General features: G+C 70.0%; 17 protein-coding genes. 3 read left to right on the top strand and 14 right to left on the bottom strand.

Annotated features, from left to right (window positions below):
* Positions 1-3: 3 nt before the first annotated feature.
* The 8 genes from ACXJ1Y_RS20865 to ACXJ1Y_RS20830 form a co-directional block, all read right to left on the bottom strand.
* Positions 4-1,869 (bottom strand): ABC transporter ATP-binding protein, encoded by a 1,866-nt coding sequence (locus tag ACXJ1Y_RS20865; protein ID WP_463847997.1) that lies wholly within the window; start codon positions 1,867-1,869, stop codon positions 4-6.
* An 85-nt stretch (positions 1,870-1,954) separates the two neighbouring features.
* Positions 1,955-2,551 (bottom strand): AprI/Inh family metalloprotease inhibitor, encoded by a 597-nt coding sequence (locus ACXJ1Y_RS20860; protein WP_463847996.1) that lies wholly within the window; start codon positions 2,549-2,551, stop codon positions 1,955-1,957.
* Between the two features lie 186 nt (positions 2,552-2,737).
* Positions 2,738-3,562 carry a succinate dehydrogenase iron-sulfur subunit gene (locus ACXJ1Y_RS20855; protein WP_463847995.1) on the bottom strand — a complete coding sequence of 275 codons (825 nt, stop codon included), beginning with the start codon at positions 3,560-3,562 and terminating at the stop codon, positions 2,738-2,740.
* Between the two features lie 85 nt (positions 3,563-3,647).
* A complete protein-coding gene (sdhA, locus tag ACXJ1Y_RS20850) occupies positions 3,648-5,462 on the bottom strand; it encodes a succinate dehydrogenase flavoprotein subunit (protein ID WP_463847994.1) in 1,815 nt (604 codons plus the stop codon).
* Positions 5,463-5,485: 23 nt separating this feature from the next.
* Positions 5,486-5,908: a succinate dehydrogenase, hydrophobic membrane anchor protein gene (gene sdhD, locus ACXJ1Y_RS20845; RefSeq protein WP_463847993.1), complete on the bottom strand. Its 423-nt coding sequence runs from the start codon at positions 5,906-5,908 to the stop codon at positions 5,486-5,488.
* 12 nt (positions 5,909-5,920) lie between these two features.
* Positions 5,921-6,322: a succinate dehydrogenase, cytochrome b556 subunit gene (gene sdhC, locus ACXJ1Y_RS20840; RefSeq protein ID WP_463847992.1), complete on the bottom strand. Its 402-nt coding sequence runs from the start codon at positions 6,320-6,322 to the stop codon at positions 5,921-5,923.
* Between the two features lie 130 nt (positions 6,323-6,452).
* Complete coding sequence (locus ACXJ1Y_RS20835) at positions 6,453-7,754, bottom strand: SLC13 family permease (RefSeq protein WP_463847991.1); 1,302 nt, start codon at positions 7,752-7,754, stop codon at positions 6,453-6,455.
* A gap of 101 nt (positions 7,755-7,855) precedes the next feature.
* Complete coding sequence (locus ACXJ1Y_RS20830) at positions 7,856-9,349, bottom strand: AMP nucleosidase (protein WP_463847990.1); 1,494 nt, start codon at positions 9,347-9,349, stop codon at positions 7,856-7,858.
* A 105-nt stretch (positions 9,350-9,454) separates the two neighbouring features.
* Here ACXJ1Y_RS20830 and tsaA point away from each other — a divergent pair, with 105 nt between their 5' ends.
* Complete coding sequence (tsaA, locus tag ACXJ1Y_RS20825; RefSeq protein WP_463847989.1) at positions 9,455-9,952, top strand: tRNA (N6-threonylcarbamoyladenosine(37)-N6)-methyltransferase TrmO; 498 nt, start codon at positions 9,455-9,457, stop codon at positions 9,950-9,952.
* Positions 9,949-10,653: an SGNH/GDSL hydrolase family protein gene (locus ACXJ1Y_RS20820; protein WP_463847988.1), complete on the top strand. Its 705-nt coding sequence runs from the start codon at positions 9,949-9,951 to the stop codon at positions 10,651-10,653. Before tsaA ends, ACXJ1Y_RS20820 begins: the two co-directional genes overlap by 4 nt.
* 64 nt (positions 10,654-10,717) lie before the next feature.
* Here ACXJ1Y_RS20820 and guaA read toward each other — a convergent pair whose 3' ends face one another.
* The 6 genes from guaA to ACXJ1Y_RS20790 form a co-directional block, all read right to left on the bottom strand.
* On the bottom strand, positions 10,718-12,274 hold the full coding sequence (guaA, locus tag ACXJ1Y_RS20815) for a glutamine-hydrolyzing GMP synthase (RefSeq protein ID WP_463847987.1): 1,557 nt from the start codon (positions 12,272-12,274) through the stop codon (positions 10,718-10,720).
* A 67-nt stretch (positions 12,275-12,341) separates the two neighbouring features.
* Positions 12,342-12,773, bottom strand: a complete 432-nt coding sequence (locus ACXJ1Y_RS20810) for a hypothetical protein (RefSeq protein ID WP_463847986.1) — start codon at positions 12,771-12,773, stop codon at positions 12,342-12,344.
* Complete coding sequence (locus ACXJ1Y_RS20805; protein ID WP_463847985.1) at positions 12,770-13,147, bottom strand: hypothetical protein; 378 nt, start codon at positions 13,145-13,147, stop codon at positions 12,770-12,772. Before ACXJ1Y_RS20805 ends, ACXJ1Y_RS20810 begins: the two co-directional genes overlap by 4 nt.
* Before the next feature lie 247 nt (positions 13,148-13,394).
* Positions 13,395-16,439 carry an efflux RND transporter permease subunit gene (locus ACXJ1Y_RS20800; RefSeq protein ID WP_463847984.1) on the bottom strand — a complete coding sequence of 1,015 codons (3,045 nt, stop codon included), beginning with the start codon at positions 16,437-16,439 and terminating at the stop codon, positions 13,395-13,397.
* Positions 16,440-16,461: 22 nt separating this feature from the next.
* On the bottom strand, positions 16,462-17,547 hold the full coding sequence (locus ACXJ1Y_RS20795) for an efflux RND transporter periplasmic adaptor subunit (protein ID WP_463847983.1): 1,086 nt from the start codon (positions 17,545-17,547) through the stop codon (positions 16,462-16,464).
* Positions 17,544-18,665 (bottom strand): efflux RND transporter periplasmic adaptor subunit, encoded by a 1,122-nt coding sequence (locus ACXJ1Y_RS20790; RefSeq protein ID WP_463847982.1) that lies wholly within the window; start codon positions 18,663-18,665, stop codon positions 17,544-17,546. The genes ACXJ1Y_RS20795 and ACXJ1Y_RS20790 overlap by 4 nt, the downstream gene beginning before the upstream one ends.
* A gap of 99 nt (positions 18,666-18,764) precedes the next feature.
* On the opposite strand from ACXJ1Y_RS20790, the gene ACXJ1Y_RS20785 reads away from it, so the two are divergent.
* Positions 18,765-19,337, top strand: a complete 573-nt coding sequence (locus ACXJ1Y_RS20785; RefSeq protein WP_463847981.1) for a TetR/AcrR family transcriptional regulator — start codon at positions 18,765-18,767, stop codon at positions 19,335-19,337.
* Positions 19,338-19,397: the final 60 nt, after the last annotated feature.

The raw sequence follows: 19,397 nt of genomic DNA, 5'->3' as shown, positions 1-19,397 counted from the left end.
CCCCTACTCGGCGGCGTCCTCAAAGGGCGCCGTCCGGTCGGGCAGGAACCCGCCCGATTGCCGAACCCAGAGCCCGGCATAGACCCCGCCCCGCGCCACGAGCTGGGCGTGCGTCCCCTCCTCCACGATCCGGCCCGCCTCGATCACCACGAGGCGGTCCATCGCCGCAATGGTCGAGAGCCGGTGGGCGATGGCGAGCACGGTCTTGCCGGCCATCAGCGTGTCGAGGGAATCCTGGATCGCCGCCTCGACCTGGCTGTCCAGCGCCGAGGTCGCCTCGTCGAGGATGAGGATCGGCGCGTCCTTCAGGATCACGCGGGAAATGGCGATGCGCTGGCGCTGCCCGCCCGAGAGCTTCACCCCCCGCTCGCCCACATGGGCCTCGTAGCCCCGCCGGCCCTTGTGATCCACGAGGTCGGCGATGAACCCGTCCGCATGGGCGAGCCGGGCGGCTTGGTCCACCTCCGCGTCGGTCGCGCTCGGGCGCCCGTAGGCGATGTTGTCCCGGATGGAGCGGTGCAGCAGGGACGTGTCCTGGCTCACCATCGCCACCGCCTCGCGCAGGGACGATTGCGTGACCCCCGCGATGTCCTGCCCGTCGATGAGGATGCGCCCGCTCTCCACGTCGTAGAGGCGCAGCAGCAGCGTCGCGAGGGTCGACTTGCCCGCGCCGCTCACCCCCACCAGCCCGACGCGCTCGCCGGCCCGGATCGTCAGGGAGAAATCCTCGATGATCGAGGCGTCGCCGCGCCCGTAATGGAAGCCGACCTGCTCGTAGCGGATCTCGCCGCCCGTCACCGCGAGTTCCCGCGCGCCGGGGGCATCGACGAGACCGTGCGGACGGCTGATCGTCTGCATGCTCTCCTGGATGACGCCGACATTCTCGAACACGCCGCGCACGGTCTGCATCACCCAGCCCGACATGGCGATGAGGCGCAGCACCAGGGCGAGCCCGGCCGAGGCCTCGCCGGTCGTCATGCCGCCCTGCCGCCACAGGGCGAGGCAGGCCCAGCCGGTCGCGATCAACAGGGCACTGTTGAGGATTCCGAGCAGGGTCGTCGTCGCCGTCACGAGGCGGAACTGGTGCAGGTAGGCGTCGGTATGGGTCTGCACCGCGTCGCGCACCGCCGCGCGCTCCTCCCGGTCACGGGCGAAGAGCTTCACGGTGAGGATGTTGGTGTAGCTGTCCACCACGCGGCCAATCAGCACCGAGCGGGTGTCGGCGGTGGCGTGCGAGCGCGCCCGCGCCCGGGGCACGAACCACCGCGTGAGCGCCGCATAGGCGAGGATCCAGAGCACCACCGGCAGGGCGAGCCAGGGGGAGATCGAGCCGAACAGCCCCACCGCCGTCACGGCATAGATCGCGACGTAGAGCAGCGTGTCGATGAACACGACCGCAAGTTCGCGCACCGCCGGGCCGACCTGCACCACGCGGTTGGCGAGCCGCCCGGCGAAGTCGGCCTGGAAATACGAGAGCGAGTGGCCGAGCGTATAGAGATGCGCCCGCCACCGGATCTGGTTGGTGGATTGCGGCACCACGAGCTGGTTCGACAGGGCCTCGTGCGCCCAGATCGAGACCGGCCGCACCAGCGCCACGAGGGCGAGGGAGATGGCGATGCCAGTCGCGTGGTCGGTCAGCACCGTCGCCCGGTCGGCCGAGCCGAGCATGTCGATGAACCAGCGCATGACAAGGTAGAGGGAGGCCTCCACCGTGCCCGCGATCACCGCGATGGCGAAGAGCGCGGCCAGCGCCCCCCGGATCGGGCGCAGATAGAACCACGCGAAGCCCGTGACGGACTTCGGGGGCATCCGCGTCTCATCGAAGGGCGCGAAGGGTTCGATCCGGCGTTCGAGCCAATCGAGGAACATGCTGTACGACGGGTGCTCCGGCAGGACTCGTCATGTAAGGGCCGGGAGCCGCAGGCCAAGCGACCGCGACTCCACGACCGGTCCGCTACCGGTTGAGGGCGAGGGACGCGCCGGACTTGGTGAGGGCGCCGTCGAGCCCCGCGCCGCCCTGGCGCAGGCGCGCCGCGACGCTGCCGCCCGGCTGGTAGAGGTAGACCTCGCCGTCGCGGTAATCCCAGGCCGAGACCCGGCCGAGCTCCTTGTTCGAGCAGCCGGAGGTCGAGGCCTTGTAGAGGTCGAGGGAGGGCGTGCTCGACAGCGTCACACGGCAGCTGGCCCCCGTGGCGTCACGGGCGTCCCACCCGCCCACGACCGCGGCGCGGCCGGTGGTCGTGACCGGCGGCGGCGGCGGGGGCGGCGTCACCGGCTCCGCGACGACGGAAGGCGCGCTCGGGTTCAGGCCGGCGACGGGACCGGGGGGCGGAGGCGGCGGCGGGGCATCGGGGCTCGCCGAGGCGCCCGGCGGGGGCGCGAGGGGGGCGGCGGTGACGGTGCCGGAGGGGATCGCGGCCACGGGCGCCTCGAAATCGGCGCGGGGTCCGGGGGCGCGGGTCTTCGGTCCCTCGAAACGGTCCGACGCGCAGGCGCCGAGGCCGGCGCTGAGGCAAAGCACGGCGATCATCGAGGGGCTCGGGCGCGGCATCGTTCCCACTTGGCTCGGGCTGGTGGCTCGGACGGGCGCGGGATGCGCCCCGTGCCTGCCTCGGCGGGAAATGCGCTCGCCACAAGGCGAGGTGCGGTCCGTTCGGGCGTCGGAGGGCGAATTACGGGCTTTTCGCCCCGGTGTTGCCCCGGCGCCGCAGGGGCGCCGGGGGGTCGGCGCGGTGGCTCAGACCTCGCGCTCGACCATCATCTTCTTGATCTCGGCGATGGCCTTCGCCGGGTTCAGGCTCTTCGGGCAGGTGTTGGCGCAGTTCATGATCGTGTGGCAGCGGTACAGCCGGAACGGATCGTGCAGGTTGTCGAGGCGCGCGCCCGTGTTCTCGTCGCGGGAATCAATCAGCCAGCGATAGGCCTGGAGCAGGGCCGCCGGGCCCAAGAACTTCTCGCCGTTCCACCAGTAACTCGGGCACGAGGTCGAGCAGCAGGCGCAGAGGATGCACTCGTAGAGGCCGTCGAGGCGGGCGCGGTCCTCCGGCGTCTGGCGCCACTCCTTCTCGGGAGAGGGCGTGTCGGTCTGGAGCCAGGGCTCGATGGCCGCGTGCTGCGCGTAGAAGTTGGTAAGATCCGGCACCAGATCCTTCAGCACCGGCATGTGCGGCAGCGGATAGATGCGGATCGCGCCGTCCTTGTCCTTGCGGGTCAGGATCGGGAGGGCGTTGTCGGGGCTCTTGCACTCGTCGATGCCCATCGTGCAGGCCAGCGCGTTCTGGCCCTCGATGTTCATGGCGCAGGAGCCGCAGATGCCCTCGCGGCAGGAGCGGCGGAAGACCAGGGTCGAGTCGACCTTGTTCTTGATCCACAGCAGGGCGTCGAGCACCATCGGCCCGCAATCCTCGCGGTCGACCAGATAGGTGTCGACGCGGGGGGTCTGCCCGTCATCCGGGTTCCAGCGGTAGATCCGGAAGGTCTGCAGGTTCTTCGCACCGGCCGGCGCCGGCCAGGACTTGCCCTGCGTGATCTGCGAGTTCTTGGGCAGGTTGAACTGGGCCATGGGAGACTATCGATTCCGCGAGGGCAGGTCGACGCGGCGGATCGCGGGGCGATCCGCCGCCAGATGGTTCAGCCGAGGTGAAGCCTCAGTACACGCGCGCCTTCGGCTCGATGTACTGGATCTCGTTCGACATCGTGTAGGTGTGCACCGGACGATAATCGATCGTGACCCCGCCCGTGTCGCCGATCCAGGCCAGGGTGTGCTTCATCCAGTCCTTGTCGTCGCGATCCGGGAAGTCCTCGCGGGCGTGGGCGCCACGCGATTCCTTGCGGTTGGCGGCGGATTCCATCGTCACCACCGCTTGGCCGATCAGGTTGTCGAACTCCAGAGTCTCCAGGAGGTCGGTGTTCCAGACCAGCGAGCGGTCGGTGATCTTCACGTCCGAGGCGGCGTCGTGGACCTTGTGGATCAGGCCGCGGCCTTCTTCCAGCACCTCGCCCGTGCGGAAGACGGCACAGTTGTTCTGCATGGTCTTCTGCATCTCGGCGCGGAGCTCCGCCGTGGCCGTGCTGCCGTTGGCGTAGCGGAAGCGGTCGAGGCGCTCCAGCGCCTTGTCGGTGGCGCCCTTCGGCAGTTCCTGCGCGCGGCCGTTCGGCTCGACGATCTCGGCGCAGCGCTTGCCCGCCGCGCGGCCGAACACCACGAGGTCGATGAGCGAGTTGGAGCCGAGGCGGTTCGCCCCGTGGACCGAGACGCAGGCCGCCTCGCCGATCGCCATCAGGCCCGGCACCACGGTGTCGGGGTTGCCGTCCTTCAGGGTCAGCACCTCGCCGTGATAGTTCGTGGGGATGCCGCCCATGTTGTAATGGACGGTCGGGATGACCGGGATCGGCTCCTTGGTCACGTCGACGCCCGCGAAGATCTTCGCGCTCTCCGAGATGCCCGGCAGGCGCTCGTGGAGGATCTTCGGATCGAGGTGGTCGAGGTGCAGGTAGATGTGGTCCTTGTTCTTGCCGACGCCGCGGCCGTCGCGGATCTCCATGGTCATGGAGCGCGAGACGACGTCGCGGGAGGCGAGGTCCTTCGCCGACGGCGCGTAGCGCTCCATGAAGCGCTCGCCCTCGGAATTCGTCAGGTAGCCGCCCTCGCCGCGCGAGCCCTCGGTGATGAGGCAGCCGGCGCCGTAGATGCCGGTCGGGTGGAACTGCACGAACTCCATGTCCTGCAGGGGCAGGCCGGCGCGCAGGACCATGGCGTTGCCGTCACCGGTGCAGGTGTGGGCGGACGTCGCCGAGAAGTAGGCCCGGCCGTAGCCGCCGGTCGCCAGGATGGTCTGCTGGGCGCGGAAGCGGTGGATCTCGCCGGTCGCCTGATCGAGGGCGATGACTCCCCGGCAGCGGCCTTCCTCGTCCATGATGAGGTCGAGGGCGAAGTACTCGATGAAGAAGTCGGTCTGGTTCTTCACCGCCTGCCCGTAGAGGGTGTGCAGCATGGCGTGGCCCGTGCGGTCGGCCGCCGCGCAGGTGCGCTGGGCGGTGCCCTTGCCGTAATCGGTGGTCATGCCGCCGAACGGGCGCTGGTAGATCTTGCCCTCTTCCGTGCGGGAGAAGGGCACGCCCCAATGCTCCAGCTCGTACACCGCCGCCGGGGCGTTGCGCACGAGGTACTCGATGGCGTCCTGGTCGCCGAGCCAGTCCGACCCCTTCACGGTGTCGTACATGTGCCAGCGCCAATCGTCCGGCCCCATGTTGCCCAGCGAGGCCGAGATGCCGCCCTGCGCCGCCACGGTGTGGGAGCGGGTGGGAAACACCTTCGTGATGCAGGCCGTGCGCAGGCCCGCTTCCGAGCAGCCGACCGTGGCGCGAAGGCCCGCGCCGCCGGCACCGACGATCACCACGTCGAACGCGTGATCATGGATGGTGTAGGCGGGCTTGCCGCCGTTCGTTCCGTTCACGGCCATGGTCGGCTCCGAAGGTTGCGGGATCAGACGGGCGGCTGGCCGAAGCCGACGCGCAGGATCGCGTAGAGGCAGGCCACGGCCACGACGACCGCGTAGAAGTTGTTGGCGAAGATGGCCGCGATCTTGGTCGCGGGGGCGTGGACGTAATCCTCGATGACCACCTGCATGCCGAGACGCATGTGGATCGTCACCGACAGCACCGCCAGGATCAGGACCAGCGACACGAAGGGGCTGCCCACGAGGCGGATCGCCTCAGGGTAGGGCCGGCCGGCCATGCGGGCGATGATGACCACGAAGGCCAGCATCAGCACCACGTTGGCGACGGCGGTGAGCCGCTGCAGCCACCAATGGCCGGCGCCGTGATGCGAGACGCCGAGGCCGCGCACCCGCGCGCGGGGCGTGCGAATCGAGACGGCGGGGTTCTGGCGGATATTTTCCTTGGCCATGTCGTCCCCTCCTCAGCGGGCCAGCAGGCCGACCACCCAGACCACGACGGTCAGGGCCGTCGAGCCGATCAGGGTGAGGCGGGCGAGGCTGAGGCGCTGCGTCTTGTCGAAGCCGATGCCGGCGTCCCACACGAAGTGGCGGATGCCGCCGAGCATGTGGTGCAGCAGGATCCAGGTGTAGACGAACAGGATCAGCTTGCCGAAGATCGACCCGAAGAAGCCCGCGACCCACCCATAGGCCGCCGGGCCGGAGGCCAGGGCCACGAGCCAGATGGCGACCAGCGCGGTGCCGCCGTAGAGCGCGGTGCCGGTGATGCGGTGGAACACCGACATCGCCATGGTCCACGTCCAGCGGTAGATCTGGAGGTGCGGCGAGAGCGGTTGAGCCACTGTCGGGCGGGCTGTTGGGGCCATCGGCGGGGGAACCTCGCGGTTTCGAACTGGACCGTCTCTAAGGTGGAAGCGGTAGTGTCTGGGCGGGAAAGCCGCAAGGCGGCATGGTGCGCCGCAATGCACCCAACCTACTGACACATCGACTGATCTGTCATTTCAGCCATCCGATGAGCCGCCACCATCCGTAATCGAGGGGTGCGGCCACGAGGAGCGAGACGAGGCCGAAGGGCACGGTGAGGCGGGCCGCCCGCGCCAGGGGCACCCGTCCGAGTTCGCTGGCGAAGACGATGGGCGGCGCCTGATACGGGAAGAACAGGGTCGAGTAGCCGATCACCTGGATCGAGACGACAGCGAGCGCCGGCAGACCGCTCGCCTGGGCCATCTCCGGCGCGAGCGCCGTGTAGAGCGCGGGCGCCCCGTTGGCGGTGACGAGCAGGGTGATCGCCGTGCTGATTCCCGTGAGCACCGCGAAGTTCTGCGCCGTGGCGCCGGGCTCAAGCGGCGCCACCGCGAGGAGCGCGTGGCCCAGCCTCTCCCCGAGGCCGGTGACGTTCACCAGGGCGACGAGGCCGAGCAGGGCGGCGATGTAGAAGCAGGTCCGCAGGCTCACCTGCCCGAACGAATCCGCCGACATCACTCCGATTCCCGGCAGGAGGCACAGCACCGCCGCCATCAACCCGACCCAGGCGGGGGGCAGGCCGTGGAGGCTGTCCGTCATCCAGAGGGCGAGGGTGCCGACGAGGATCGCCGCGAGCCGGCGCTCCGCCCCCGACAGCGGCGGCAGGGCGGGCATGTCCCGCGTCGCCGCCGAGATCCGGTCGGGGAACAGGCGGACGACGAGCCCCACCAGCATCACGCCCTTCACGAAGGCCAGCACGGGGGCATGCAGCAGGAAATACGACAGGTAGGAGAAGTGCACGCCGAGCAGCCGCTCGGCCGAGCCCGCCATCACGAGGTTCGGCACGTTCGCGGGCAGGATCGCCGCCGAGAGGACCGGGGTCGCCACGCCCACCGCGAGCACGGCGCCGTCCCGCCCCGGCCGCCCGGCCGCGAGGCCGAAGGCGTCGCAAAGCGCCAGGGTTACGGGGATCATCAGGGCGATGCGGCCAAGATTCGAGGGCATCACCAGGGCGAGCAGGAAGCTCAGCCCCACGAGCCCGGCGATGAACAGCGTGTAAGAGCCCGACAGGCGCTGGGCGAGCACCCGCGCCATCCGCGCGCCGAGGCCGGTGCGGGTCATGCCCTGCCCGACGATCATCCCCGACAGGACGAGCCAGAACGCCTGCGAGGCGAAGCCGGAGAAGATCGTCTCGGCCGGGGCGAGCTTGAACAGCATCGCCAGCCCGAAGAAGGCCAGGGCGGTGACGATCTCCGGCAGCAGCGCCGTGGCCCACAGGCCCATGCACAGGACGAGCAAGAGGGCCGTCGCGACGATCGTCCCCTCCCCGCTCACCCCGTCCTCCCGGCTCGTTCAGGCCGGGTACTGTGTCCAGGCTGGAACCGTTCGCAATGCGGATGTCGTGGACAGAGCCTTCGCGAACGGCGAAGGCTCCATCACCGGAAGGGCGGTTCGTCGAAGCTCCTGAGCTTGCGCGAATGCAGCCCCGCCCGGTCGGCGCGCAGCCCATCGAGGGCAGCGAGGCCCACCTTCAGGTGCTCGGAGACCGCCCGGTCGTAGAAGGCGTTCGCGGCACCGGGGAGCTTGATCTCCCCGTGCAGCGGCTTGTCCGACACGCAGAGCAGCGCCCCATAGGGCACCCGCAGGCGGTAGCCCTGCGCCGCCACCGTGCCGCTCTCCATGTCGACGGCGATGGCGCGCGACTGATTGATGCGCTTGCGCTCCTGGGTGAAGCGCAACTCCCAGTTCCGGTCGTCGTAGGTGACGACGGTGCCGGTGCGCAGGCGCCGCTTCAGGGCGTCGTCGTGCTCCCCCGTCACCTGGGCAGCCGCCGATTGCAGGGCGAGTTGCACCTCGGCCAAAGCCGGCACGGGCACGTCCGGCGGCACGAGTTCGTCGAGGATGCGGTCCCGCCGGAAATAGGCGTGGGCCAGCACGTAATCGCCGATGGTCTGCGATTGGCGCAGGCCGCCGCAATGGCCGACCATCAGCCAGCAATCCGGCCGCAGCACCGCGAGGTGGTCGGTGATCGTCTTCGCGTTGGAGGGGCCGACGCCGATATTCACCAGGGTCGTGCCCTGCATCGACCCATCGGGCGCGCGGGCGACGAGGTGATAGGCCGGCATCTGGTGGCGGTGCCAGGGCGAGGCGGCGAGCAGGGCCGCCGGATCGGCGCCCTCGGCCTCGCCGCGATTCACCACGATGCCGCCGGGCAGGACCAGCCGCTCGAACCCCTCGTGGCCGGAGGCCAGCCGTTCGAGCCCGTGCCGCACGAACTGATCGACGTAGCGGTGATAGTTGGTGAGCAGGATCCAGGGCTGGACCTCGCGCCAGTCGCAGCCCGTGTAGTGGACGAGGCGGCGCAGCGAGTAATCGACCCGCACCCCGTCGAACAGGGCGAGCGGCCTCGGCTCGCCCTCGACCATGTCGAAGGTGCCGTCCGCGATCTCGTCGCCCACCACGGAGAGGAGCGGCACGGGGAAGTAGGTGGCAAGTTCGGTCGCCTCGACCTGCCGCATGCTGGGGTCGAGCCCCGCTTCGAGCACGTAGGGGTACGGGATCTCCTGCGCGCTCACCCCCACTTCGAGGGAGACGCCGTAATCCGCTACCAGCGGTTCGAGCTGGCGCAGCAGGTAATCGCGGAAGAAGGCCGGGTGGGTGATCGTGGTGGAATAGGTGCCCCCCGCCTGGAGCTTGGCCGTCGCCCGCCGCAGGCGCGGCAGCGGCCCGTCCGGCTGGTAGGTGACGCGCAGTTCGGGATAGCGGAAGGCCAGCCGCTCCGAGGCGTCCGGCGGGGCGCCGCCGCCGAGATAGCGTTCCAGCGCCTCCCGCAGGGCGGATGTCGCGCCCTCGTACAGGGTGACCAGTTGGGCCACCGCCGAGGCGGCGTCCGGGACGGCCTGCATCGGCCGCAATTCGCGTTCGATCATGTGTCCTCCGGCCTTCGGCCTTACACCGCGAGGGCGGCTCGCGCGAGACGGCCCTTGCGCCGCGCTGTCCCTTGCCCGACACCGCGCGCGGTAAGGGGACGGGCGATGGATGATGACGCTTTCGGGGTGCGCCCCGGCGAGGTGATGGCCGACCTGCCGGCTTCCTTCGATGCCGGCGTGCACTTCATCGGCCGCCTGCGCACGCCGTGGACGGAACGCGCCGACTGCCCGAAGAACGGGCTGCAGACGCAGGAAATCTGCACCGTCGAGGTGGATCCGGCCTACGCGGCGGGGTTGAGCCACGTCACCGGCTGCACGCACCTCATCCTGCTCTACTGGATGGACCGGGCGACGCGGGGCCTGCTCGTGCAGCAGCCGCGCCACGCGGACGGGCCGCGCGGCACGTTCTCGCTCCGCTCCCCCGCACGGCCGAACCCGATCGCCCTGTCGGTGGTGGAGTTGCTCGGCCGCGAGGGCGACACCTTGCGCGTGCGCGGCCTCGATTGCCTGGACGGCACGGCGCTCCTCGACATCAAACCCTATTATGCCTCCACCGACGCCCGGCCCGGGGCGCAGGTGGACCGTGCGGGCTCGGAACGATGAAGCGCTTCCTCGCACCGACCATCGCCGCGCTGCTGATCTTCGCGGCGGGCGCCATCGCCGGCTGGTCCTCGCGAAAAGCCCCTGCCGACGCGCGGGCCTATGCGGGGATGCGCCTCGTCGCCGTGCAGGTCGCCCTGGACGAGGCGCCGGCCACGTACGATTTCCTCGCGGGCGATTCGCAGACGGAGCTGCAACCCGGCGACCAGCGGCCCTGCGGCCGCGCTCTGGTCAATGGCGGGGTGAGCGGCGCGACCTCCTCGGCCTATGCGGATTACCTGGCGGGCCTGCGATTCCCGGTGCGCCCGGCAGCGGCCTCGCTGACCATCGGCACCAACGACCTCCTCCTGAAGAACCGCCCGCGCGGGGTCGATGCGGCCTCCCGCTTCGAGGCTTCGGCCGAGCGGATCGTGCGCGGGCTGCAGGGGGTGACGGATCGGGTGGTCGTCACCGCCCTCCCCCCGGTGGGGCGCGAGATCGCGGCCTTCGTGGAAGCGGGGGCGGTGGGCGATTATTCCGATAGGCTGAAGGCCCTGTGCGGCCGGCTGGGCTGCACCTTCACCGATCCGTTCGCGGACCTTCGCGACGGCGGGACCGGCTACGCCAAGCCCGACGCCCTGCGCGACGGGCTGCATCTGGCGAAGTTCAGGCCGGCGATCCAAGCTTTGGCGCCGGCTTTGTGCGGCGACTACAAACCGCGCTGATCCGCCCCCCACCTCATCCTGAGGTGCCCGCGTCAGCGGGCCTCGAAGGAGGGCGTGGGGGTGCTCACTCCCACTCGATGGTGCCGGGGGGCTTCGAGGTGATGTCGTAGGTCACGCGGTTGATGCCCTTCACCTCGTTGATGATCCGCGTCGCCACGCGGCCGAGGAAGGCCATGTCGAAGGGGTAGAAATCGGCCGTCATGCCGTCCACCGACGTCACCGCGCGGAGCGCACAGACGTGGTCGTAGGTGCGGCCGTCGCCCATCACGCCCACCGTCTTCACCGGCAGGATCACCGCGAAGGCCTGCCAGATCGTGTCGTAGAGGCCCGCTTGGCGGATCTCGTCGAGGTAGATCGCATCGGCCTTGCGCAGGGCGTCGAGCTTCTCCCCCGTGATCGTGCCGGGGCAGCGGATCGCGAGGCCGGGACCGGGGAACGGGTGGCGGCCGACGAAGGCCTCCGGCAGGCCGAGCTCCTTGCCCAGCACCCGGACCTCGTCCTTGAACAGCTCGCGCAGGGGCTCCACGAGCTTCATGTCCATGCGCTCGGGCAGGCCGCCGACATTGTGGTGGCTCTTGATCGTCACCGAGGGGCCGCCCGTGAAGGACACGCTCTCGATCACGTCCGGGTAGAGCGTGCCCTGCGCCAGGAACTTCGCCCCGCCGATCTTCTTCGATTCCGCCTCGAACACGTCGATGAACAGGCGGCCGATGGTCTTGCGCTTGACCTCCGGGTCCGAGACGCCCTCCAGCGCCGAAAGGAACATGCCGCTCGCCTCAACGTGGACGAGGGGGATGTTGTAATGGTCGCGGAACAACGCCACGACCTGCTCGGCCTCGCCGAGGCGCAGCAGCCCGTGATCCACGAACACGCAGGTGAGCTGGTCGCCGATCGCCTCGTGGATCAGCACCGCCGCCACGGCCGAATCGACGCCGCCCGACAGGCCGCAGATCACCTTCTCGGAGCCGACCTGCTCGCGGATCTTGGCGATGGCCTCCTCGCGGTAGGCGCCCATCGTCCAGTCACCGGAGCAGCCGGCGATGTCGCGCACGAAGTTGCGGATCAGCAGGGCGCCGTGGGGCGTGTGCGCCACCTCCGGGTGGAACTGCACCGCGTAGTAGTTCCGCGCCTCGTCCGCGACCGCCGCGAAGGGGGCGTTCTTCGAGATCGCCACCGTGGTGAAGCCGTCCGGCAGCTTCGTCACCCGGTCGCCGTGGCTCATCCAGACGGGGTATTTCTCGCCCTTGTGCCACACGCCGTTGAACAGCGGGCAATCGGCCAGGATCTCGACCTCGGCCCGGCCGAACTCCGCGTGGTGGCCGCCCTCGACGGCGCCGCCGAGCTGAGCCGCCATCGTCTGCTGGCCGTAGCAGATGCCGAAGACCGGCACGCCCGAATCGAACACGAGTTGCGGCGCGCGGGGGCTGGCCTCGACCGTCACCGATTCGGGACCGCCGGAAAGGATCACGCCCTTCGGCTTCTGCTCGCGGAAGGCGGCCTCGGCCTTGGTGAAGGGCACGATCTCGCAATAGACGCCCTCCTCCCGCACCCGCCGGGCGATGAGCTGCGTCACCTGAGAGCCGAAATCGACGATCAGGATCTTGTCGTGGTCGGTATTCATCGGCCGCTTTGTGAACGAGGCGCGGCGGGCACGCAACGCGCGTGCCCGTTCGGTCTGGGGAAGACGCTCAGTCGAAGTTGCGGATCTTGGCCGAACCGCCGAGGCTGATCGCCGGCTTCGGCGCGCCCTTGGCCGCCCCCGCGAGGCTCACCTTCTTCTGGCCCGGCAGGGGCTTGTGCTTGGTGAGCGCCGCCGCCGCATCGACGGAGGGCTTGGCCGGCTTGAGATGGGCCTGCCCGTGGATCACGGCGCCGATCTCGCCGGCCACCCGCATCAGATCCTCGCGATCGCAGGCGCGGGCCACCTTCAGGCCGAGCTGGTGCATGTGGCTCTTGCCGTAGAGGTAGGTGGCGAGCTGCGCCCGCTTCAGGGCCGGGATCTGCTCCAGGATCATGGGCAGGTCGTACTCGTCGGCGCGGTAGACGGCGCCCAGGACCTCGAGGCTCACGGGGCAGTCGATCTCGGGCTCGGCGCCGCTGGTCGGGTGCGCTTGCGTCATGGTCGCCTCTCGGGGATCGCTGGGTCGAAGGTCGGCTCGGATGCCTCACGGGGGGCATCCGTATCAAGCCCCCTCGGGGCAGGAATTTCGAGGGCGGCCGCGCTCGCCACCACCCGCGACACCGGCGGCACCCACGGCCCGAGGCAGCCGGTGCAGACCGATTCGATGATCCGCCGCGCCCGCTGGTTGCTGCGCTCCCAGGCGGCCTCGCGGGCGGCGCGCTCGGCCTCCGCCCCTCCCCCGGCGCCGATCGCGGCGGGGTCCGGCTGCGGACGGATGCGCAGGAACAGCACCTCCTGCGCCCCGGCCTGCGAGGGGAGCGCGAGGCAAGCCAGAACGGCCGCGCGGCCAAGCGCATTCCTCATGCCTGCCATGCCCCGCCCTCCGCGCACCGAGCCGCATCGGTGGGTCGGTAGGGTAAACGCGCGGTTAACCGAACCCGCTAACCTTTGGTTAACCCGCCGGGGCGACGCTGAGCTTTACCGTTCGGAGGTGTCGCTATGACGTTCCTGAACATTGCACTGCCCGGCCTCGCCTCCCTGATCCTCCTCCATCACGCCCTGCGGCGCGGGATGCGGCCGAAGGCCGTCAGGATCCGAGCCCGGCGCCGGTAGCGCCGTCTCACGCGGCCTTCTCCTCGCGGATCCGGTAGACGCCGACATAGAGCGCCGGCAGGAACAGCAGCGTCAGGAAGGTCGCGGCCAGGATGCCGCCGATCATCGCGAAGGCCATCGGCCCCCAGAACACCTCGCGGGCGATAGGGATCAGGCCGAGGCTCGCCGCCGCCGCCGTGAGCAGGATCGGCCGCATCCGGTGGTGCGTCGCCTCGTAAACGGCGTCCCAGGGGGTCTTCCCCTCGGCGCGGAACTCCTCGATCTGGCTGACGAGGATTACCGCGTTGCGGATGATGATGCCCACCAGCGCCAGGATGCCGAGGATGGCGACGAAGCCCATCGGCTTGTCGAACAGAAGCAGCGCGGGCACCACGCCGATCAGCCCCAGCGGCGCCACGGTGAAGACGAGGAACATCCGCCCGAAGCTCTGCAGCTGGATCATCAGCAGCGTCGCCATGGTCAGCAGCATCACCGGCACGACCTGCGCGATGGGCCCCTGCCCCTTGGCCGATTCCTCCACGGCGCCGCCCGTCGCCAGGGTGTAGCTCTCGGGCAGGGCCTCGGTGAAGGCGTCGATGCCGGGCTTCAGGTTGGCGACGATGGTGGCGGGCTGCGTCGCGTCGCGGATCGTCGCCCGCACCGTCACGGTCGGCATCCGGTCGCGGCGCCAGACGATGGGCTGCTCCAGGTCGTAGCCGATGGTGGCGAAGGCCAGCAGCGGCACGACCGCGCCGTTAGACAGCCCGACCTGCAGGCTCTGCAGCGTGTCGAGGGAGGTGCGCTCGGCGGCGCGCGCCCGGCCGATCACGTCCACGAGGTAGATCGAATCGCGCACCTGCGTGATGCTCTGCCCACCCGCGATCCCGTTGAGGAGGCCGGCGATGTCCTGGCTGGTCACGCCGAGCTGGCGGGCCTTGTCCTGCAGGATCTGCACGCGGAGCACCTTGCCGGGCTCGTTCCAGTCGAAGGTCGGCACGTTGAGGCGCGAATCCTGCGCGACCACGTTGGCGAGGTCGAGGGCGCGGCGGCGCACCTCCTGCACGTCGGGGCCGCTCAGCCGGTACTGCACCGGCCGCCCGACCGGGGGGCCGAGGCTCAGGGGCTGGACGAGGACGTCGGTGCCTACGAAGTCCCGCCGGCCGCGCGCCTGCAGCCGCGCCAACACCTGGTCGCGGACCTCCAGCGACTTGGTGACGATGACCATCTGCCCGAAGAACGCGTTGTTCAATTGCTGGTCGAGGGGCAGGTAGAAGCGCACCGCGCCCTGCCCGACATAGGACGACCAGCTCACGATCTCCGGGTCGTCCTTCAGCCCCGCCTCGAACCGGTCCATCTGGGCCTTGGTCTCGGCGATGGTGGCGTTCTGCGGCAGGGTGAGATCCACGAGGATCTCCGGCCTGTCGGAGGACGGGAAGAACTGCTGCTGCACATGGCCCATGCCGACGACGGCCACCGCCATCAGGCCGATGCACAGGCCCACCGTCGTCCAGCGCCAGCGCATGGCGAGGCGCAGGCTCGCCAGGAAGATCCGCGTGAACAGCCCGCGCTTCTCGGCATGGTGCTTCACCGCCTTCGGCAGCAGGGCGACGCCGATGAGCGGCGCGAACAGCACCGCCACGACCCAGGAGACGAGCAGCGAGGCCGCGATCACCACGAACAGCGAGTAGGTGTATTCGCCCGCCCCCGAGCCGTTGAAGCCGATGGGCAGGAAGCCCGCCACCGTCACCAGGGTGCCGGTGAGCATCGGGAAGGCGGTGGAGGTGTAGGCGTAGGTCGCGGCCTTCTTCAGGTTCTCCCCGAGTTCGAGCCGCGCGACCATCATCTCCACGGTGATCATCGCATCATCGACGAGGAGGCCGAGCGCGATGATGAGGGCGCCCAGCGAGATGCGCTGGAGCGTCACGTCCATCACCTGCATGACGACGAAGACGATCGCCAGCACGAGGGGGATCGAGACCGACACGACGAGGCCGGCGCGGATGCCGAGGCTCACGAAGCTCACCCCGAGGACGATCACCACCGCCTCGATCAGCGCCTGGGTGAAGCCGCCGACGGCCTCCTCCACGATGCGCGGCTGATCGGACACCAGATGCACCTCGACGCCGAGCGGCAATTCGCCCTCGATGCGGTGCATCTTCTCCTTCAGGGCCTCGCCGAAATGCAGCAGGTTGGCGCCGGGGCGCATGGCGATGGCGAGGCCGAGCGCCGCCTTGCCGTTCACGCGGAACAGCGGCGAGGGCGGGTCGGCGTAGCCCCGGCTGATCTCGGCGATGTCGGCGAGGCGGTAGAAATGGTCGTTCACCCGCAGGTTCACGTCCTGCAGGGAGGTTTCGTTGGCGAAGGAGCCGCTGACCCGGAGCGAGATCCGCTCGGGCCCGGCCTGCACCACGCCGGAGGCCGAGACCGCGTTCTGCGCCTGCAACGCCTTGGTGATCGCCTGGAGGTCGATGCCGTAGCCCGCGAGCTTGCGCGGGGAGAAGTCGAGGGAGATCACCTCGTCCTGCGCGCCGAGGATCTGCGTCTTGCCGATATCCGGCACCTTCAGGATCTCGGTGCGGACCTTCTCGACGTAATCGCGCAGCTGCCGGTAGCTCAGCCCGTCAGAGGAGAAGGCGTAGACGTTGCCGTAGACGTCGCCGAACTCGTCGTTGAAGAACGGCCCCTGCACGCCCGAGGGGAACTGGTTCGCGATGTCGCCGAGGCGCTTGCGCGTCTGGTAGAAGGCCGGCTGCACCTGCGACGGCTTGGTGGTGTCGCGGAACTGCACGAACACCGTGGTCTGGCCCGGCGTGGTGTAGCTGCGGACGTAATCGAGCCCGTTGAGCTGCTGAAGCTCCTTCTCGATCCGGTCCGTCACCTGATCGAGGGTGTCGGTGATGGTGGCGCCGGGCCACATCGCCTGCACGATCATCGTCTTGATGGTGAAGGGCGGGTCCTCCTCGCGCCCGAGGCGGCCATAGGCCATCACCCCGGCGAGCAGGCAGACGCCCATCAGGAACCAGACGAACGATCGGTGCCGGAGCGCCCAATCGGAGAGATTGAAATCCTTCACGATCTGATCCGGTCCCGCTCGGTCACTCGGCGGCGGTGGCGAGGCGCACGGCCTGCCCGTCGCGGATGGAATGGATTCCCGCCACCACGACGCGCTCGCCGGGTGTCAGCCCGTCCGTCACGGCGATCTCGTCCGGGTTCTCGGGCGCCGGCCCGAGGGTCACGTCGCGGCGGGCGACGGAGGCCCCGTCCGCCGCCACGACCCAGAGCGAGCGCCGCTCGCCCTCGGCTAGCAGCGCGGTCGCCGGCAGCACGAAGCTGCGGGGCTTGGCGCGGCTGAGGGAGACGGTGATCGTCGCGCCCAGGCGGAAGGCGGGGTTCGGGTCTTCCAGGGTCATGCGGATGCGCCGGGTGCGGGCACCCGTCTCGGCGAAGGGCGCGGTCTCGCGGACGCGGCCCCGCGCCGTCATCTCCGGGGCGCTCTGCAGGGAGACGGTGAACACCCCGTCCGCCGGCATGGCGCTGACGAGCCCCTCGGGGATGTCGACCACCGCGTCGCGGGCCTCCGGCCGGGCGACGGTGACGACGCCCTGGCCGGCGCTGAGCACCTGCCCGATCTCCGCGAGGCGCTGCGTCACCACCCCGTCGAACTCGGCCTTCAATTCGGTGTAGCCCATCTGGTCGCGGGCCTTCTGCAGGCTCGCCTCCGCCTGCGAGAGACGGGCCTGCGTGGTGTCGCGCCGGGCCACCGCCTGATCGAGGGAGGCTTGGCTCACCGCGTTGCCGGCCAGCAGGCGCCGGGTCCGCGCCTCGGCGGCGGTGGCGTTCTCCGCCTGTCCGCGCGCATCGGCGAGGTCCGCCTCGGCGCGGGTGAGATCGAAGCGCGAGACCACCGGGTCGAGGGCGGCGAGGCGCTGGCCCCGCTTCACCAGATCGCCCACCGTCACGTCGCGGGCGACCATGCGGCCAGGGATCTGGAAGCCGAGTTGCGACTGGTAGCGCGGCTCCACCGTGCCCGGGAACGGGCCGAAGGTGAGGCTGTCGCTCGGCCGCGCCACCTGCGTCAGCACGGGGCGGATCGGCGCCGGCTCGTGCGCCTCCTCGGTCGGCTTGCACGCGCCGAGCATGAGGGTGCCGAGGGCCAGGATAGCGGCGGGGAAGCGGTTCATCGGCGTTCGCCCGTCACGGCCGCGCCCTGGAGCGGCGTCTCGCCGAGGGGAATGGCGGCGACCGTCTGGCCCGGCCGCAGGAACTGGATGCCCGCCACCACGACCTGCTCTCCCTGCTCGATGCCGGATTTCAGGGTGATGACGTTCGGCCCGTAGCGGTCGATGACGACCTTGCGCACGGAGACGGCCCGCTTCACCGGATCGTAGACCCAGACCGCCGGCTGGTTCTCGTAGCGGTAGAGGGCCGACCACGGCAGCACGATCACGTCGTTCGGCATGAACGTCCCGCGCCCGACCACCACCGCGCCGAGGCTCATGCCCGGCGGGGTCGATTCGAGCCCGATCTTCACCCGCACCGTGCCGCTCGACGCATCGACGGTGGGCGAGATCTCGCGCACCGTGCCCCTGGTCTTCACCGACGGATCGGCCTGGAGCGAGACCTCCACGACCTTGTTGCCGGGCGGCCGGGCGGTCAGCGCCTCGTAGACGTTGAACACCGCGTCGCGCAGCCCGTCCTGGGCGAGGACGAGGACCGTCTGGCCCGACTGGACCACCTGCCCGACCTCGAAATCCCGCCGGGTGACGATGCCCTCCACGCCCGCGCGCAACTCCGTGTAGTTCAATTGCTCCTGCGCGGTGCCGAGGGCGGCCTTGCCCGATTCGACGGCGGCCTGGGCCGTGCGCAGATCCTGCTCCGCGTTGTCGTAGGTCGAGCGGGTGGTGTAGCCGCCGCCGAGGAGCTGCTTCTGGCGCTCGAAGGTGAGCTTCGCCTGCGTGAGCTGTGCCTCCGCCGAGGACAGGGCCGCGCGGGAATTGTCGAGGTTGGCGCGCTGCGTCAGCGGCTCCAGTTCGGCGATCACCTGATCCGCCGCGACGTGATCGCCGACCTCCACGAGGCGCTTGGCGACCTTGCCGTTCGTGCGGAACGAGACGTTGACCTGCGCCTGGGGCTGGATGTCGCCGCTGAACACGACATCCTCGACCATGGAGGTCTTGCGTGCCTCCGCGACACGCACCAACAGAAGCCCATCCCCGTCCGGCGGCGGCGAGGCGGCCGCGAGGAACGGCGCCGCGAGGAAGACGGCGAGGGAGAGGCGGATCTTGCAGCGTGGATGCATGATGCGGGCGGCAGCGCAACGATCGCCGGGCGGCGGGGGAACCTTGGCTCCCTATAATCTCTTTGCTACATACCGTCCAGTCGGTAACTAAGGACCGTCATGCAGCACAAGCGTCAGCGGCTCGCCGAGCGACCTGAGATCATTCTCGACGGGGCCGACGCCCTGCTGCTGCGCAACGGCGCACGCGGCCTCACCATCGACGCGGTGGCCGCCGAAGTGGGGCTGAGCAAGGGCGGGGTGCTGCACCATTACGGCTCGAAGGACGCGCTGGTGGCCGCCCTGGTGGCGCGCAACCTCGACTCCCTGCGCACGGGCATCGCCGCCTGCGAGGTGACGGAGACGGGTGAGCCTCGGAGCCTCGCGCGGGCCATGGTGGCGCATTTCCGGCGCAACCTCTGCGACGACGACGGGATCTCCCGGTCGCTGCTCGTGGCCTCCATCGAGAACCCGGCGGCGCTGGCCGACTACAGCGGCTTCGTCACGGAACGGCTCGGGCGCCTCGCGGAGTCCGAGGGTGGGTTCGGCGCGGGATCGGTGGCGTTCTTCGCCATCCTCGGCATCGCCATGGGCCGCGCCCTCGGCTTCCACGACTTCCCGCCGGAGCAATACGACGCCGTCTTCGCGGCCCTCGACCGCATCGCGACCCTGGACGATCCCGCCGCGAATGCGTGACCTCGAACGGCGTCCGACCCTCGACCTCATCCTGAGGTGCCCGCGTGAGCGGGCCTCGCA

This window comes from Methylobacterium sp. TK26 (genome assembly GCF_055361565.1).
This window is presented reverse-complemented; position numbering and strand designations above follow the sequence as displayed.

Excerpts from the sequence above, each read along its gene's own strand:
- tsaA (WP_463847989.1), top strand. The coding sequence starts at position 9,455 with ATGGATGATGACGCTTTCGGGGTGCGCCCCGGCGAGGTGATGGCCGAC.
- ACXJ1Y_RS20810 (WP_463847986.1), bottom strand. The coding sequence starts at position 12,773 with ATGACGCAAGCGCACCCGACCAGCGGCGCCGAGCCCGAGATCGACTGC.
- sdhC (WP_463847992.1), bottom strand. The coding sequence starts at position 6,322 with ATGGCCCCAACAGCCCGCCCGACAGTGGCTCAACCGCTCTCGCCGCAC.
- ACXJ1Y_RS20805 (WP_463847985.1), bottom strand. The coding sequence starts at position 13,147 with ATGGCAGGCATGAGGAATGCGCTTGGCCGCGCGGCCGTTCTGGCTTGC.
- sdhA (WP_463847994.1), bottom strand. The coding sequence starts at position 5,462 with ATGGCCGTGAACGGAACGAACGGCGGCAAGCCCGCCTACACCATCCAT.
- ACXJ1Y_RS20790 (WP_463847982.1), bottom strand. The coding sequence starts at position 18,665 with ATGCATCCACGCTGCAAGATCCGCCTCTCCCTCGCCGTCTTCCTCGCG.
- guaA (WP_463847987.1), bottom strand. The coding sequence starts at position 12,274 with ATGAATACCGACCACGACAAGATCCTGATCGTCGATTTCGGCTCTCAG.
- ACXJ1Y_RS20830 (WP_463847990.1), bottom strand. The coding sequence starts at position 9,349 with ATGATCGAACGCGAATTGCGGCCGATGCAGGCCGTCCCGGACGCCGCC.
- ACXJ1Y_RS20860 (WP_463847996.1), bottom strand. The coding sequence starts at position 2,551 with ATGCCGCGCCCGAGCCCCTCGATGATCGCCGTGCTTTGCCTCAGCGCC.
- ACXJ1Y_RS20785 (WP_463847981.1), top strand. The coding sequence starts at position 18,765 with ATGCAGCACAAGCGTCAGCGGCTCGCCGAGCGACCTGAGATCATTCTC.
- ACXJ1Y_RS20820 (WP_463847988.1), top strand. The coding sequence starts at position 9,949 with ATGAAGCGCTTCCTCGCACCGACCATCGCCGCGCTGCTGATCTTCGCG.
- ACXJ1Y_RS20865 (WP_463847997.1), bottom strand. The coding sequence starts at position 1,869 with ATGTTCCTCGATTGGCTCGAACGCCGGATCGAACCCTTCGCGCCCTTC.
- ACXJ1Y_RS20855 (WP_463847995.1), bottom strand. The coding sequence starts at position 3,562 with ATGGCCCAGTTCAACCTGCCCAAGAACTCGCAGATCACGCAGGGCAAG.
- sdhD (WP_463847993.1), bottom strand. The coding sequence starts at position 5,908 with ATGGCCAAGGAAAATATCCGCCAGAACCCCGCCGTCTCGATTCGCACG.
- ACXJ1Y_RS20795 (WP_463847983.1), bottom strand. The coding sequence starts at position 17,547 with ATGAACCGCTTCCCCGCCGCTATCCTGGCCCTCGGCACCCTCATGCTC.